11 protein-coding genes are annotated in these 14,120 nt (G+C 73.0%); 5 read left to right on the top strand and 6 right to left on the bottom strand.

Annotation, left to right across the window (positions count from 1 at the left end; translation table 11 throughout):
* The first annotated feature begins 198 nt into the window (after positions 1-198).
* Both AB0I82_RS31425 and AB0I82_RS31420 read left to right on the top strand, forming a co-directional pair.
* Entirely contained in the window at positions 199-1,026 is an 828-nt protein-coding gene (locus AB0I82_RS31425) for an enoyl-CoA hydratase family protein (protein ID WP_363260827.1), read from the top strand.
* Entirely contained in the window at positions 1,023-3,335 is a 2,313-nt protein-coding gene (locus AB0I82_RS31420) for a bifunctional salicylyl-CoA 5-hydroxylase/oxidoreductase (protein WP_363260826.1), read from the top strand. Before AB0I82_RS31425 ends, AB0I82_RS31420 begins: the two co-directional genes overlap by 4 nt.
* Positions 3,336-3,399: 64 nt before the next feature.
* On the opposite strand, the gene AB0I82_RS31415 is transcribed toward AB0I82_RS31420, so the two are convergent.
* The gene (locus AB0I82_RS31415; RefSeq protein ID WP_363260825.1) at positions 3,400-4,383 is read right to left on the bottom strand and encodes a ScbA/BarX family gamma-butyrolactone biosynthesis protein; all 984 of its coding nucleotides are present in this window, start codon (positions 4,381-4,383) and stop codon (positions 3,400-3,402) included.
* A gap of 243 nt (positions 4,384-4,626) precedes the next feature.
* Positions 4,627-5,223: a ScbR family autoregulator-binding transcription factor gene (locus AB0I82_RS31410; RefSeq protein WP_363260824.1), complete on the bottom strand. Its 597-nt coding sequence runs from the start codon at positions 5,221-5,223 to the stop codon at positions 4,627-4,629.
* 270 nt (positions 5,224-5,493) lie between these two features.
* Here AB0I82_RS31410 and AB0I82_RS31405 point away from each other — a divergent pair, with 270 nt between their 5' ends.
* The gene (locus AB0I82_RS31405) at positions 5,494-6,513 is read left to right on the top strand and encodes an NADP-dependent oxidoreductase (protein WP_363260823.1); all 1,020 of its coding nucleotides are present in this window, start codon (positions 5,494-5,496) and stop codon (positions 6,511-6,513) included.
* Positions 6,514-6,672: 159 nt separating this feature from the next.
* Here the strand turns inward: AB0I82_RS31405 and AB0I82_RS31400 are convergent, their stop codons facing one another.
* On the bottom strand, positions 6,673-7,392 hold the full coding sequence (locus AB0I82_RS31400) for a TetR family transcriptional regulator (protein WP_363260822.1): 720 nt from the start codon (positions 7,390-7,392) through the stop codon (positions 6,673-6,675).
* A gap of 503 nt (positions 7,393-7,895) precedes the next feature.
* On the opposite strand from AB0I82_RS31400, the gene AB0I82_RS31395 reads away from it, so the two are divergent.
* Positions 7,896-8,660 carry an HAD family hydrolase gene (locus tag AB0I82_RS31395; protein ID WP_363260821.1) on the top strand — a complete coding sequence of 255 codons (765 nt, stop codon included), beginning with the start codon at positions 7,896-7,898 and terminating at the stop codon, positions 8,658-8,660.
* Between the two features lie 212 nt (positions 8,661-8,872).
* Here AB0I82_RS31395 and AB0I82_RS31390 read toward each other — a convergent pair whose 3' ends face one another.
* Both AB0I82_RS31390 and AB0I82_RS31385 read right to left on the bottom strand, forming a co-directional pair.
* Positions 8,873-9,733 carry a PaaX family transcriptional regulator C-terminal domain-containing protein gene (locus AB0I82_RS31390; protein WP_363260820.1) on the bottom strand — a complete coding sequence of 287 codons (861 nt, stop codon included), beginning with the start codon at positions 9,731-9,733 and terminating at the stop codon, positions 8,873-8,875.
* 4 nt (positions 9,734-9,737) lie between these two features.
* Positions 9,738-11,357, bottom strand: coding sequence for an AMP-binding protein (locus AB0I82_RS31385; RefSeq protein ID WP_363260819.1), 1,620 nt, complete (start codon positions 11,355-11,357; stop codon positions 9,738-9,740).
* Between the two features lie 144 nt (positions 11,358-11,501).
* On the opposite strand from AB0I82_RS31385, the gene AB0I82_RS31380 reads away from it, so the two are divergent.
* Positions 11,502-12,632, top strand: coding sequence for an acyl-CoA dehydrogenase family protein (locus tag AB0I82_RS31380; RefSeq protein ID WP_363260818.1), 1,131 nt, complete (start codon positions 11,502-11,504; stop codon positions 12,630-12,632).
* On the opposite strand, the gene AB0I82_RS31375 is transcribed toward AB0I82_RS31380, so the two are convergent.
* Positions 12,607-14,088, bottom strand: coding sequence for a cytosine permease (locus tag AB0I82_RS31375; RefSeq protein WP_363260817.1), 1,482 nt, complete (start codon positions 14,086-14,088; stop codon positions 12,607-12,609). The genes AB0I82_RS31380 and AB0I82_RS31375 overlap by 26 nt on opposite strands.
* Positions 14,089-14,120 lie beyond the last annotated feature (32 nt).

The raw sequence follows: 14,120 nt of genomic DNA, 5'->3' as shown, positions 1-14,120 counted from the left end.
CTATAACGGTACGAATATTCACTGCGAACGGCTCGTCACCGGCCGTAGCGACGCCGGAACGGCAAGACGGACGCCTTATCGCGTACTCGTGACGGCAGTAACAGTTGCGTGATAACTTCCCGGGCAGGTGACACCGGACACCAGTAGCTCCGGACACCGCCAGGCACCAGCCCTCCGGCTGAAGGGGGCACGACGCCCATGAGCCCGTTCACAGGTTCCGCGCACGCCACCGACGCATGGGAACACCTCCGCGTGACCAGGGAGGACGGGGTCGCCACCGTCACCCTCGCGCGCCCGGACACCCTCAACTCCCTCACCTTCGGCGCCTACGCCGACCTCCGCGATCTGCTCGCCGAGCTCTCCCGCGAACGTGCCGTACGTGCCCTCGTGCTCGGCGGCGAGGGGCGCGGCTTCTGCTCCGGCGGCGACGTCGAAGAGATCATCGGCGCCACGCTGGAGATGGACACCGGGCAGCTGCTGGACTTCAACCGCATGACTGGCCAGGTCGTACGGGCGCTGCGGGAATGCCCGTTCCCGGTGATCGCGGCCGTGCACGGCGTGGCCGCGGGGGCCGGCGCCGTCCTCGCGCTCGCCGCCGACTTCCGCGTCGCCGACCCCTCGGCGCGCTTCGCCTTCCTCTTCACCAAGGTCGGGCTCTCCGGCGGCGACATGGGCGCGGCCTACCTGCTGCCCCGCGTCGTCGGCCTCGGGCACGCCACCCGGCTGCTGATGCTGGGGGAGGCCGTACGCGCCCCCGAAGCCGAGCGGATCGGGCTGATCAGCGAGCTGGCCGAGGAGGGTCAGGCCCACGAGGCCGCCGCCGCGCTGGCCCGTCGGCTCGCGGCCGGGCCCGCGCTCGCCCACGCGCAGACCAAGGCGCTGCTCACCGCCGAGCTGGACATGCCGCTCGCGGCGGCCGTCGAGATGGACGCGGCGACCCAGGCGCTGCTGATGAACAGCTCCGACTACGCGGAGTTCCACGCGGCGTTCACCGCCAAGCGCAGCCCGAAGTGGCAGGGGAAATGAGCCCCGGGGGCCCCGGGGACGGGGCGCTGCCCGGCGGCCGGGTGGCCGTCATCGGGGGCGGCCCCGGTGGACTGTACGCGGCGGTACTGCTCAAGCGCCTGGATCCGGCCCGCGACGTCACCGTCTGGGAGCGCAACGCGCCCGACGACACCTTCGGCTTCGGCGTGGTCCTCTCGGACGAGACCCTGGGCGGCATCGAACAGGCCGACCCGGTCGTCCACGAGGCGCTGCGCCGTGAGTACGTACGCTGGGACGCCATCGACATCGCGCACCGCGGCCGCACCCTCACCTCCGGCGGCCACGGCTTCGCCGCCATCGGGCGCCGCCGTCTCCTCCAGCTGCTGCACGAGCGCTGCCGCGCACTCGGCGTACGGCTGCGCTTCCGTACCGAGGCGCCGCCCGCCGCCGAACTCGCCCGCGACCACGATCTGGTGATCGCCGCCGACGGCGTGCACAGTGCCACGCGCGGCGCGCACGCCGAGATCTTCCGCCCGCACCTGACCACTCACCGCTGCCGCTACATCTGGCTCTCCGCCGATCTCGCCTTCGACGCCTTCCGCTTCGACATCGCCGAGACCGCGCACGGGGTGCTGCAGCTGCACGGATACCCGTATGGGGAGCGGGCGAGCACCGTCATCATCGAGGCGCACGAGGACGTCTGGCGGCGGGCCGGCTGGGACGCCTGCCCGGTGGAGGAGTCCGTCGACCAGTGCGCCAAGCTCTTCGCGGACACGCTGGGCGGCCGCCCGCTGCACGGCAACAACTCCGCCTGGACCGCCTTCCGTACGGTCACCAACGCCCGCTGGTCGCACGGCAACATCGTGCTGCTCGGCGACGCCGCGCACACCGCCCACTTCTCCATCGGCTCCGGCACCAAGCTCGCCGTCGAGGACGCCCTCGCGCTCGCCGCCTGCCTTCAGGAGCACGCGGTACTCCCGGACGCGCTCGCGGCGTACGAGGCCGAGCGCCGGCCCGTCGTCGAGTCCACCCAGCGGGCGGCGCGCGCCAGCCTGGAGTGGTTCGAGAACCTCCCGCAGTACGTCGACCAGCCGCCCCGCCGGTTCGCCTTCAACCTGCTCACCCGCAGCCGCCGGGTCACTCACGACAACCTCCGGCTGCGCGACCCCCGCTTCGTCGCCGCGGTCGAGGAGGAGGCCGGCGTGGCGCCCGGCACGCCGCCGATGTTCACGCCGTTCCGGCTCGCCGGGCTTACCCTGCGCAACCGTGTCGTCGTCTCCCCGATGGACATGTACAGCGCCGACGCGGACGGCACGCCGGGCGACTTCCACCTCGTCCACCTCGGCGCCCGGGCCCTCGGCGGCGCGGGCCTGGTGATGACGGAAATGGTCTGCGTCAGCCGCCGGGGCCGCATTACGCCGGGGTGTACGGGGTTGTACGCGCCGGAGCACGAGGCCGCCTGGCGCCGGGTCACCGACTTCGTGCACGCCGGCGCGCCCGGCACCGCGATCGGCGTCCAGCTCGGCCACTCGGGCCGCAAGGGCTCGACGCGGCTGATGTGGGAGGGCATCGACCAGCCGCTCCCGGAGGGCAACTGGCCGCTCGTGGCCGCCTCTCCGATCCCGTACCGCACGGGCGTCAACCAGATACCGCACGCGCTGACCACCGAGGAGCTGGCGGGCGTGCGCGAGGACTTCGTCCGCGCCGCCGAGCGTGCCGCGCGCGCCGGCTTCGACCTGCTCGAACTGCACTGCGCCCACGGCTATCTGCTCTCCGGCTTCCTCTCGCCGCTCACCAACCAGCGCACCGACGCGTACGGCGGGGACCTCGCCGGGCGGCTGCGCTTCCCGCTGGAGGTCTTCGACGCGGTACGTGCCGTCTGGCCGGCCGGGCGGCCCATGACGGTACGGATCTCCGCCACCGACTGGGCGGCGGGCGGCACCACCGCCGAGGACGCGGTGGAGATCGCGCGGGCCTTCGCCGCGCACGGGGCCGATGCGATCGATGTCTCCACGGGGCAGGTGGTCCCCGACGAGCAGCCCGCGTTCGGACGCTCGTACCAGACGCCGTTCGCCGATCGCATCCGCAACGCGGTGCGAATTCCGGTGATCGCGGTCGGCGCCATCTCGTCCTGGGACGACGTCAATTCGCTGATTCTCGCGGGCCGCGCCGACCTGTGCGCGCTGGCCCGGCCGCATCTCTACGACCCGAACTGGACCCTGCACGCCGCCGCGGAACAGGGGTATTCCGGCCCCGGTGCACCCTGGCCCGCGCCGTACCGGGCAGGCAGCCGCACCCCGCCGACCGGCCGCACGGACGCGCCCAAGCAGCGGCTGACGCTGGGGACATAGGGGGCGACAGGAGAGCCCGGCGGACGGGCCGGGCGGACCGCCGGTCAGCCGACGGGCGCGCGGCTCAACCGACGGGCGCGCAGGTCACCGTGGCCGTGAAAACCGGGTGGTCGTTCTGTTCCGCGGTCACCGCGACGCGCGGGCGGCCGGCGTCGTCGTGCCCCGCCGCCTCGGTACGTATCCAGCACGGCGCGTCCAGCTCGGCGTAGCGGACGAAGGTGCAGTCCATCGCGACGGCGATCGTGGGGCCGGGGCCCGCCGCCGCGTACGCGGCCTGCCGGGCGGCCTCCACCATCAGCATCCCCGGCGCGTGGTCGACCGGGTGGTCGAAGAGCACCGGGTGCGCGGTGTCGACCCGCAGCTGCCAGCGGCCGGCCTCGTCGGTGGGGGAGAGCACCACGTCGGCCGTGCGGTCCCGGCCGACCAGCGCCGGGCGGACGGGGGCGGCCGGCGGGAGCAGCCGCGAGTGCGCGTGGCCGAGGTCGGCGTACGGGCCGCGCAAGCGCCGGTAGACGGCCGGGACGTGGCAGGTGAAGGTGCACTCGACGCGTCCCAGGTGCCGGTCGTCCCGGTAGGCGTCGAAGATCTGCCGCATGCCGGCCAGCCGGCTGCCTCTGCGCACGATGTCGTGGTCGCTGACGTGTACGTCGACGTCGGCGGGGGCGCCGGTGACCGCAAGGGCCTCGGGGTCGGCGGTGTACCGCATGCTGCCCCAGATCACCGGGTGGCCCAGTGGTACGCCGTGTCCGACGTGGTTGAGGAGGAGGCCGGCCTGCCGTACGGTCTCCGCCAGCATCACCGGGTCGTGCAGTCCGTGCGCGGGGCCGTAGAAGCTGTGGGCGCGCGGCCATTGGGCGGCGACGGTCCAGGCGTCCGCACCGTTGCCGCGCCAGTCGGTGAGGAAGACCTCGGTGACCGAGCTGCGGTGGACGTACTCCCGCGGAACCGTGGTGGTCAGTGGCCGCGGCGGAGTGAGTGCGGCGGATTGCCCCGGAGGTGCGGCGCGTGGGCCGCGGACGGCGGGCGGCACGGTCAGAACGACGGTCATGCGGGTTCCTTCCCTGTGCGGACGCGGGCTGCGCCCTTACTCAGCGCCTGCCGCCCCAAGATACGAACCGGAAGGTTTGTTTTCTAGTGCTCCAGAGTGAATCTTTGGCCAGAAGTGTTACGTGTGACGACATAGTTATCGAGCCAGCGGCGTTTTCGGCCGCGCCACATGAAGCGACGGGTTGCCCAGGACGGCAAAAGACGGCGGCCATCGGGCCGCCGTCGGGGGAGGAGCCGGGGTCGGTCAGGCGGCGTGGCGCTCCCATCGGCCGCTGGGGGTCAGATGGCTCATGGCACCCGGCGGGGTCAGGCTCGGGAGGACGTGCCGCCACAGAGAGGTGACGCGCTCGTGCAGGTCGGCGCGGTTCGCCGCGGCGTGGGAGAAGAGCTGCACGCCCATGTACGCGGACACGACGAACTCCGCGGCCTTCGCCGGATTCACCGCCGGCAGCAACTCCCCGCGCTCGCGCGCATCGGTGAACATCCTGGTCACGATCTCGATCCAGTCCTGGTACGGCACCATCGGCTGGTGGCTGAAGGTGGTCTCCACCGCGATCCGGGTGCCGGCCTGCAGTACCGGGTCCTCGCGGAGCGCCCGCGCCACCTGGTGACTGAAGTCGATGACGTCCTGTATCCGGGAGTCGCTCGGCGGCGGGACGAGCATCTCGGTCTGTTCGGCTATGACCGCGCGGGCCAGGGCGTCCTTGGACGGGAAGTGGAAGTACAGCGCGCCCTTGGTGACCTTGGCCCGCTGGATGATCTCCGCGATGGTGGCCGCTTCGTAGCCGCGCTCGCCGATGACCTCGGCCGCCGCCACGAGGACGGCCTGTCGAGTGCGCACTGCCCGTTCCTGCTTGGCCACCGGCGGTCCTCCGCATGTTCGTTCTGGGCGCGTCCGCCTCCGGCGGATCTGGCCGAATTCTATTGACGGCGCAAACAATAATCCAACCAGACGGTATTGATCTGTCGTGGAGATTTGGGAAAGCTTCGTTCCGGTCGTACCGGTCGTGCACGGTCGGCCCATGAGTCCGGACGCGGCGCGTGCGTACGGGCTCCGCGCAACCGTCCCCGCAATCGTCCGCAGCCCTCTATCCCCCAGGAGCCTCCCCCCATGGCCGCGCCCGTCCACCCCGCCACTCACCGTGAAGTCCGTCTCGCCGCCCGCGCCGACGGCGCCCTGACACCGGATCACTTCACGGTGGCCGACACCCCGCTGCCGGTACCGGCGCCGGGCACGGTCCTGGTACGCAACCGGATCATGGCCGTGACCGCCGTGATGCGCACGATGATGACCGCGGCCGAACTGCCCATGCCCTCCTTCGTGCCGGGCCGGGCGCTGTGGGGCGCGGCGATCGGCGAGGTCGTCGAGGCGCCCGGCGGCGGCTTCGCGCCCGGCGACCTCGTCCGGCACGACCTGGGCTGGCGGGAGTACGCCCTGGTGGACGCGGCACGCGCGCACCGCATCGGCCCCGAGGCGCTGCCCGACCCGGCGGCGCACCTCTCGCAGGGCGCCACCGCCTGGGGTGCGCTGGTGCGCATCGCGCAGGTGCGGCCCGGCGACACGGTGTTCATCACCGGCGCGGCCGGCGGCGTCGGCAGCCTCGCGGGCCAGCTCGCCCGGCGCCTGGGGGCGCGCCGGGTCATCGGCTCCACCGGCTCCGAGAGCAAGGCCGAGTACCTGGTGAAGGAGCTGGGCTACGACGAGGTGGTGCTCCGCGGCGCCGGGCCGATCGGCCCGCAGCTGCGCAAGGCGGCGCCCAACGGCATCGACGTCCTGCTGGACACCGTGGGCGGCGAGCAGTTGGCGGCGGCGCTCGAATCGGCCCGTACTGGGGCCCGGTTCGCGCTGGTGGGCGCGCTGTCGGCGCAGCTGGGGGCGGGCGACGGGACCACCGCGCCGGTCGAGCTGGACGCCGCGCTGGTGGTCTCCCGGCGGGTCACGCTGCGCGGCTTCTCGGTACGGGACCACGCGGGGCTCACCGCGGAGTGGACCGAGGAGTTCGGGCGCGGGCTGCGCGACGGCACGCTGATCTTCGCGCACAGCCGGCTGCGGGGCCTGGACCAGGCCCCGCAGGCGTTGCAGGAGCTCGTCCAGGGCGGCCACACCGGGGCGGTGCTGGTCGAGCTGTGAACTCCGTGCGGCCCGCCGGGGGGCGGGCCGGGCGGCAGCCGTAGGGGCCCACCCTGACGGGGCCCGACGGCACACGGGCGCGGCGGTCACCGGACCAGCGGTGACTGCCGCACCCGTGCAATCACCGCAGGGGCGGGTGTACCAGGGGGCTTACGAGGGTCAGCGCGGCGGCGTGCGGCGCGGCGCGAAGGCGGCCGGGTCGCGCCCCGCGGCGCCACGCAGGGCGGGCTGGGGGACGGCGGCGCGCGGCCCGCCGGGCGGCCCGGTCCGCAGCGAGCGCCCCCCGCCGGTGCCGGCAGGCACCGCCCGGGGTGCGGGCAGCAGTTGCCGCCACATGTCCGTGACGGCTTCCCGGCTCCACCACGTACGGTCCGCGTGGCCGAGCTCCAGCAGCCCGACCACCATCGTGGTCAGCGCCCGGGCGAGCCGCTGCGGGTCGGTGTCCGGGGGCAGCCGGCCCGCCGAGCGGTCGGCGGCGGCCTTCTCCAGAAACAGCGTGCACCACCGCCGGTGCAGCAGGGCGCCGCTGGGCGCGGGGTCGCTCTCCGGGCGGATCTGCAGCCCGGCGCGGACGACGACGTCCCGGTCCACCCGGTCCAGCAGGGCGGCGGCGAAATCGCGGGACGCGCTGAGCACCGGGTCGGGGGCGCGCAGCAGCTGCTCCTCCAGCTCGCGCAGCGCGCCGAGCGCCTCGTCCCGTACGGCGAGGGTCAGCTCTTCCTTGGACTCGAAGTGGAAGTAGAGCGCGCCTTTGCTCAGTCTCGCGCGCCGGCTGATGTCGACCATGCCGGAGGCGGAGACGCCCTTGTCGATGAAGCTCTGGGCGGCCGAGCGGATGAGCGCCTGGCGGCTCTGGATCGCGCGGTGCTGCGTGGGCACTGTGTCCGTCCTGTCTCTCGTCGCCATGGCTCGATGGCTCACATGGTTCTTGGTTGCCGTGGTTCGATGCGGCGCAAGGGTAGCGAGAAAAACCAACCATGCGGTTTCAATATGGTACGGCTCGACGACGTCGGGCGCGTTAACCGGTCGATCTCGCAAAGCCGAGGTGGCTGAAGTGCTACCCCCGTGATCGTCGCGCTGTGACGGTCGGGTGACGGTTCGTCCCGGGTGTCACATGCGTTGCAGTCGTGTACGCGTTGTGTGTGAGGTGTGGCTCAGCGCATTGACAAACAGCGCAGGCGGTTTTTAAATCTGCAAAGGTGAGCAACGAAACGCGTTGCCTCTATGAAAGCCGTTGTAGCGCTTCCCCGCCAGGCCCCCGCGGCGTTGCGCGCCGACGGAACCGCTTCACTCTTCACACATGCATCGGTTTCAGTTCCTCATCGCCGGTGGGAGTCCTGGACTCCGCCCGGCCCGTCAACGCATCGGAAAGGTATCGAGCAATGCGCGATTCAGCGGACGTCGGCGAAGGCATCGGGGGGGCGCCGCGGGGTGGCGGTGCGGTCCCGATCCGGGCTGTCGTATTCGACCTGGACGGCACCCTCGCCGACACGCTGCCCGCCATTGGCCGGCTGCTCTCCAAGGTGGTCGCGGAGCAGGGGCGCCGGGTGACGCCCCGCCAGGCCGCGGCCGCGGTCGGCAAGCCGGCCCCGGCCGCCTTCGGGCAGCTGCTCGGCCGCCCGGAGACGGACGAGGCGGTGCTCACCGCGATGGGTCGCTACCGCGAACTCTTCGCCCACGAAGTGCTCCGCGAGGGCCCGCGCCTGCTGTTCCCCGGCGTCTCCTCCGGCCTGTCGGCGCTGCGCGCGCACGGCATAGAACTGGCCGTGGCCACCTCCAAGGTCGCGCGCAGCGCCGAGGCGCTGCTGGACGTGATGGGCATCCGCGACCTGGTCGGCCCGGTCATCTGCCACGACATGGTGCGGCGCGGCAAGCCGCACCCGGAGATGGCGCTGCGCGCCGTCTCGCAGCTCGGCGTCTCGCCCCGCGAGAGCGCGTACGTCGGTGACACCGTCGGCGACATGCGCATGGCCGTCACCGCCCACATGGCCCCGATCGCCGTCACCTACGGCGTGGGCCGCTTCGGGGAGCTGGCCGCGGTGGCCGGCACCCGGATGTGCAGCTCCTTCCGTGACGTGGTCGCCGCGGTGGCCGCCTCCCGCCCCCGCCCGGTCGAGATGGCCGCCGGGTACCACCGGATGCGCTGAGGCGCTCCGCCGCCGTCACACCGGGGCCGCATCCCCGTGTCCGCCCCGGACGACGCCCGCTCGACGCCCACTCCGTACGACGCCCGCTCCGCACGACGTGCCCCGCGCGCGAACGCGCCGCCACCCTGACGGCCGTCTCCCGCCCGTACGCACGCCGGACCCCCCATGCGGAGGCGCGGAGGCCCGTCCCTCACCAGGGACCCCACGCGCCCTCACCGAGGGCCCAGCGCGCCCCGCTCGGCCAGCACGCCGTGCGCGAACTCCGCACCCGCCGCGTGCAGTCGGCGGTGCAGCCGACCGAAGACCGCCGCCGCGCGGCCGCCGGGCCAGTCGTCCGGCAACAGCGCGGCGGGCAGGCCGGGATCGGCGTACGGCAGGCGCCGCCAGGCGTCCAGCGCCAGCAGATAGTCGTGGTACGCCGTCTCCGGCACCGTTCCGCGGCGGTGCGACCAGCGCCGCAGCACCGGCTCGTGCGCGTCGAGGAACGCGCGGTGCCGCCCGGCGATCGCGGGCAGGTCCCACCAGCGCGCCACCGCCTCCACCGTCGGCGCGAACCCGGCGTGCGCGCCGGTGAAGAGATCGACGTACGAATCGAGGTGGAGGCGCCGCAGCACGTGCCGGGTCTCCTCGTAGAGATGGCCCGGCGCGATCCATACGCCCGGAGCCGCGGTACCGAAGCCGAGCCGGGCCAGCCGGGAGCGCAGCAGGTGCCGCTTGTGCCGCTCCTCTTCAGGTACCGAGAACACCGCCAGCACCCAGCCGTCGCTCGCGCGGGCGGCGGGCCGCCCGTAGATCCGCCGGTCGCCGTCGGCAAGCAGCTCGCGCGCGTCCTCCGACAGCCCGTACCCGGCGGCGCCCGCGGGCGTGCGCGCGGGCACCAGCAGCTCGCGGCGCTTGAGCCGGGAGACCGCCGAGCGCACCGACGGCGGGTCCACGCCCACCACGCCCAGCAGCGTGATCAGCGCGGCCACCGGCACCGGCCCCAGCGGTTCCCCCTTCACGTCGCGTCCGTACGCGCCGTAGAAGGTGACGATCAGGGACCGTGGGGTGCGCTGCGGCTGCGGGTCACTCACGCCGTCACTCTAAAGGGGCACCGTGCTGCGGCTCCCGCAGCCGGAAGCGCTGGAGTTTGCCGGTCGGCGTCCGGGGAAGCGCGTCGTGGAAGACGATCTCGCGCGGGCACTTGTACGGCGCGATCTCGGCCTTGGTGAACTCCCGCAGCGCGGCGACGGTTTCCTTCGAACGGGGGAGGTCCGGGCCGAGCACCACGTGGGCGACCACGACCTGTCCGCGTTCCGTGTCGGAGCGGCCCACCACGGCCGCCTCGGTCACCGCCGGGTGCCGCAGCAGCGCCTCCTCGACCTCGGGCCCGGCGATGTTGTACCCGGCCGAGATGATCATGTCGTCGGCGCGTGCGACATAGCGGAAGTAGCCGTCCGGCTCGCGCACATAGGTGTCGCCGGTGAGATTCCAGCCGTCCCGTACGTACTCCAGCTGGCGCGGGTCGGCGAGGTAGCGGCAGCCGGTCGGGCCGCGCACGGCCAGCAGCCCCGGCTCGCCGTCCGGCACCGGCCGGCCCGCCGCGTCCACCACCCGCGCCTCGTACCCCGCCACCGGCACTCCGGTGAATCCGGGACGGGCGGCCTCGTCGGCGGCCGAGACGAAGATGTGCAGCAGCTCCGTGGCGCCGATGCCGTTGATGAGCCGCAGGCCGGTCGCCTCCCGCCAGGCGTGCCAGGTGGCCGCCGGGAGGTTCTCGCCCGCCGAGACGCAGCGGCGCAGCGACGAGATGTCGTACTCGGCCAGTTCGGGCAGCATCGCGCGGTAGGCGGTGGGCGCGGTGAACAGGACGGAGACGCGGTGGGCCGCGATGTCCCGCAGCAGCCCGCGCGGGCCGCTCCCTTCGGTGAGCAGCGCGCTGGCCCCGGCCCGCAGCGGGAAGATCACCAGCCCGCCGAGGCCGAAGGTGAAGCCCAGCGGCGGGCTGCCCGCGAAGACATCGTCCGGCACGGGCCGCAGCACCTGGGCCGAGAAGGTGTCGGCGATGGCGAGCACGTCCCGGTGGAAGTGCATACAGCCCTTGGGTCGCCCGGTGGTGCCGGAGGTGAACGCGATCAGCGCGACATCGTCGGCCGAGGTGTCCACCGCCGCGTACTCGGCGGGCTTGCCGGCGGCCCGGCGCAGCAGGTCGTCCGGGGTATCGCCGCCGTACGCGGTGACCGTCAGACCGGGGATCGCGGCCTTGGCCAGATCGTCCAGCGACCGTACATCGCATACCGCATGCCGGATACGCGCGAGGCCGCAGAGGGTGGCCAGCTCATGGGCGCGCTGCGCGGCCGGTACGGTCACCGCCACCGCGCCCGCCTTCATCACCGCCAGCCAGCAGGCGGCGAGCGCGGGGGAGTTCGGCCCGCGCAGCAGTACCCGCGTGCCGGGCCGCACGCCGAGGTCGTCGCTCAGTACGTGCGCGATGCGGTTGACGCGCTCGCGCAGCTCGCCGTACGTCCAGACCGTCCCGCCGCCGTCGCGCAGGGCGGGGCGCTCCGCGCCGAACCGGTTCAGCGAGCCGTCCAGCAGTTCCGTACCGCAGTTGAGCCGGTCGGGATAGCCCAGGTCGTCGAGGTGGGGCCACTGCTGGGGTGGTGGGAGATGGTCTCGGGAGAAGGTGTCGGCGTGGGCCGATGGCTGTAGGTCCATGACACATGCGCCCCCTCGTGACGCTCAGCCAGTGGTGTCCGAGGGCCGCCGGGGACTGCCGTACGGACGGTTCGCCAGCGTAACGTGTTCGTGACGGCAGTCAACAGACCGCGATAGAGCTGACCGCATTGAGGGAGCCGTTTCGTGACCGCATTCGCGCTCGATCCCGAGGACGTGGCCTGGTGCGCCGAGCTGCGCGCCCTGGCCGCCGCACACCTTCGCCCGCTCGCCGAGAAGAGTGAACCCGGGCGGATCAACCGCCCCCTGGTGGCCGCGCTCGGCGAACTGGGGCTGCTGCGCCGGCTGTTCCCCGAGGGCGGCACCGTCCGCGCCCTGGACCTGTGCCTGCTGCGGGAGTCGCTGGCCCAGGAGTGCACGGAGGCGGAGACCGCGCTCGCGCTCCAGGGGCTCGGCGCCTACCCCGTGCTGCAGTCCGGTACCGAGGAGCAGCGGACCCGCTGGCTGCCGGAGGTCACCGCCGGGCGTGCGGTCGCCGCCTTCGCGCTGAGCGAGCCGGGTGCCGGATCGGACGCCGCGGCGCTCACCCTGGCCGCCGAGCCGGAGGGGACGAGCGGCGACGGCTGGCGGCTCACCGGCGAGAAGTGCTGGATCTCCAACGCGCCCGAGGCCGACTTCGCCACCGTCTTCGCGCGCACCGGCGAGGCCCCCGGCGCCCGCGGCGTCACCGCCTTCCTCGTCCCCGCCGACCGGCCCGGACTCGGCGGCGAGCACCTGGACATGCTCAGCCCGCACCCCATCGGCACCCTCGTCTTCGACGGCGTCCCGGTCACCCGCGCCGACGTCCTCGGTGAGCCGGGGAGCGGCTTCGGGGTCGCGATGCGCACCCTGGACCTCTTCCGGCCCAGCGTCGGCGCCTTCGCCGTCGGCATGGCCCAGGCGGCGCTGGACGCGGCGCTGGAACACGCCGCCACCCGCGAGGCGTTCGGCGGGCCGCTGAAGGACCTGCAGTCCGTCTCGCACCGCCTCGCCGACCTCGCCACCCGTATCGAGGCGGCCCGGCTGCTGGTGTACGCGGCCGCCGCGGCCTACGACGCGGGCGCGCCCGGCATCGCCAAGCGCGCCGCCATGGCCAAGCTGCTCGCCACCGAGACCGCCCAGGAGGCCGTCGACGCCGCCGTACAGATCCACGGCGCCCGCGCCCTGCGCCGCGGCCACCTGCTGGAACACCTCTACCGGGAGGTGCGCGCGCCGCGCATCTACGAGGGCGCGACGGAGGTGCAGCGCACGATCATCGCGCGGGAGCTGTACCGCTGACGGGCGCCCCGCCGTCGGACACCCCACCACTGGACTCGCCACCGGCCCCGCCGTCCTCCAGCCCCGCGTCCGCCGCCGCCACCGCGGCGCGCTCGGCCGTCAGGTCCAGCGAGCGGCAGGCCAGCAGGTACACCCCGGCGGAGACCGGCAGGCCGATCAGCATGGTGATGTCGGCGCCGCCCACCCAGTCGGCGCCCGGCCCTCTGAGGTGCCCGAGCTCCGCGAACGGCAGCATCGACAGGAAGCCGATCCCGTACGCGAGCAGCCCGCGCCCGCTCCACCGCCCGTACATCCCACGCGGGTTGAAGATCTCCCGGATCGAGTAGTGGCCGCGCCGCACCACGTAGAAGTCGACCAGGTTGATCGCCGTCCAGGGGGTGAAGAGGTAGCCCAGTACGGTCAGGAAGTGCTCGAAGTCGGTCAGGAACGACTTGTCGGAGCCGAACGCGATCACGGTGGAGAGCACGCCGAGTACCAGCAGCGCCCCGATCCGCTTGGCGAGCGTCGGCCGGATCTTCCGTACCGAGTCCATGCTGGAGAGCAGGGTCAGGCTGCCGCCGTAGAAGTTGAGCGTGCCGATGGAGATCAGCGGCACGACGGAGACCAGCAGCAGCGTCACACCGAAGCCGGGGAACAGCTCGTCACCCGCCGAGATCACCGAGTCGACCAGCTCGGCCTTCGGGAACAGCCCAGCGGCGACCGTGCCGATCAGCATCATCCACGCGCCGCCGATCCACGCGCCCAGGTACGTCCACCAGAAGGACGACCGCACGCCGACCGTCGGCGGCAGATACCGCGAGTAGTCCGAGACATAGATCGACCAGGACATCTGGTACACGGCCGCGGTGAAGAACTGCACCATGAACGGCGCGAGGACGAAGCCCCCCAGGTCCAGCTGCGCGGGCGAGAAGGGATCGACCATCACGACACCCACCGAGAAGACCGCCAGCACCGCGATCACCAGGTACGTGAGCCAGCGGGAGGCGCGGTGGATGACGTCGTAGCCGACGATCGCGAGGACGATGGCGAGCGCCGCGTACCCGATGTAGCTCGCCGCGGCCGGGGTGCCGGCCAGGTGGTGCATCGTCTGCGCGATCAGGATCTGGTTGAACGCCGTGTATCCGATGTACGTCGTCAGGGCCACCACCCACACCAGCAGCGCGCCCACGTACCCGAACTGCGGGCGGGACTGCACCATTTGCGGCAGCCCGAGCTGCGGGCCCTGGGTGGAGTGGAAGGCCATGAAGAACGTGCCGAACGCGCCGCCGAGCACCACGGCGATCGCGGTCCATATGAGGTTGCCGCCCAGCGCGACGCCGATGGCGCCGGTCGCGATCGTGGCGAGGTGCGCGTCGCCCGCGAACCACACGGGGAAGAGGTGCCACACCTTGCCGTGCCGCTCGGCCAGCGGCACGTAGTCGATGGACCGGGTCTCGATGACCTGACTGGCTGTCACAATGCGACTCCTTCGGAGGGGACGGAAGGGGG

Source organism: Streptomyces sp. NPDC050315, assembly GCF_040655775.1.
Lineage (GTDB): Bacteria > Actinomycetota > Actinomycetes > Streptomycetales > Streptomycetaceae > Streptomyces.
The sequence above is the reverse complement of the archived record's forward strand: the minus strand, read 5'-3'. Positions and strand labels throughout refer to the sequence as shown.

What these genes read in the sequence shown, in the direction of transcription:
- AB0I82_RS31425 (WP_363260827.1), top strand. Translation starts at nt 199, where the DNA reads ATGAGCCCGTTCACAGGTTCCGCGCACGCCACCGACGCATGGGAACAC.
- AB0I82_RS31420 (WP_363260826.1), top strand. Translation starts at nt 1,023, where the DNA reads ATGAGCCCCGGGGGCCCCGGGGACGGGGCGCTGCCCGGCGGCCGGGTG.
- AB0I82_RS31415 (WP_363260825.1), bottom strand. Translation starts at nt 4,383, where the DNA reads ATGACCGTCGTTCTGACCGTGCCGCCCGCCGTCCGCGGCCCACGCGCC.
- AB0I82_RS31405 (WP_363260823.1), top strand. Translation starts at nt 5,494, where the DNA reads ATGGCCGCGCCCGTCCACCCCGCCACTCACCGTGAAGTCCGTCTCGCC.
- AB0I82_RS31395 (WP_363260821.1), top strand. Translation starts at nt 7,896, where the DNA reads ATGCGCGATTCAGCGGACGTCGGCGAAGGCATCGGGGGGGCGCCGCGG.
- AB0I82_RS31385 (WP_363260819.1), bottom strand. Translation starts at nt 11,357, where the DNA reads ATGGACCTACAGCCATCGGCCCACGCCGACACCTTCTCCCGAGACCAT.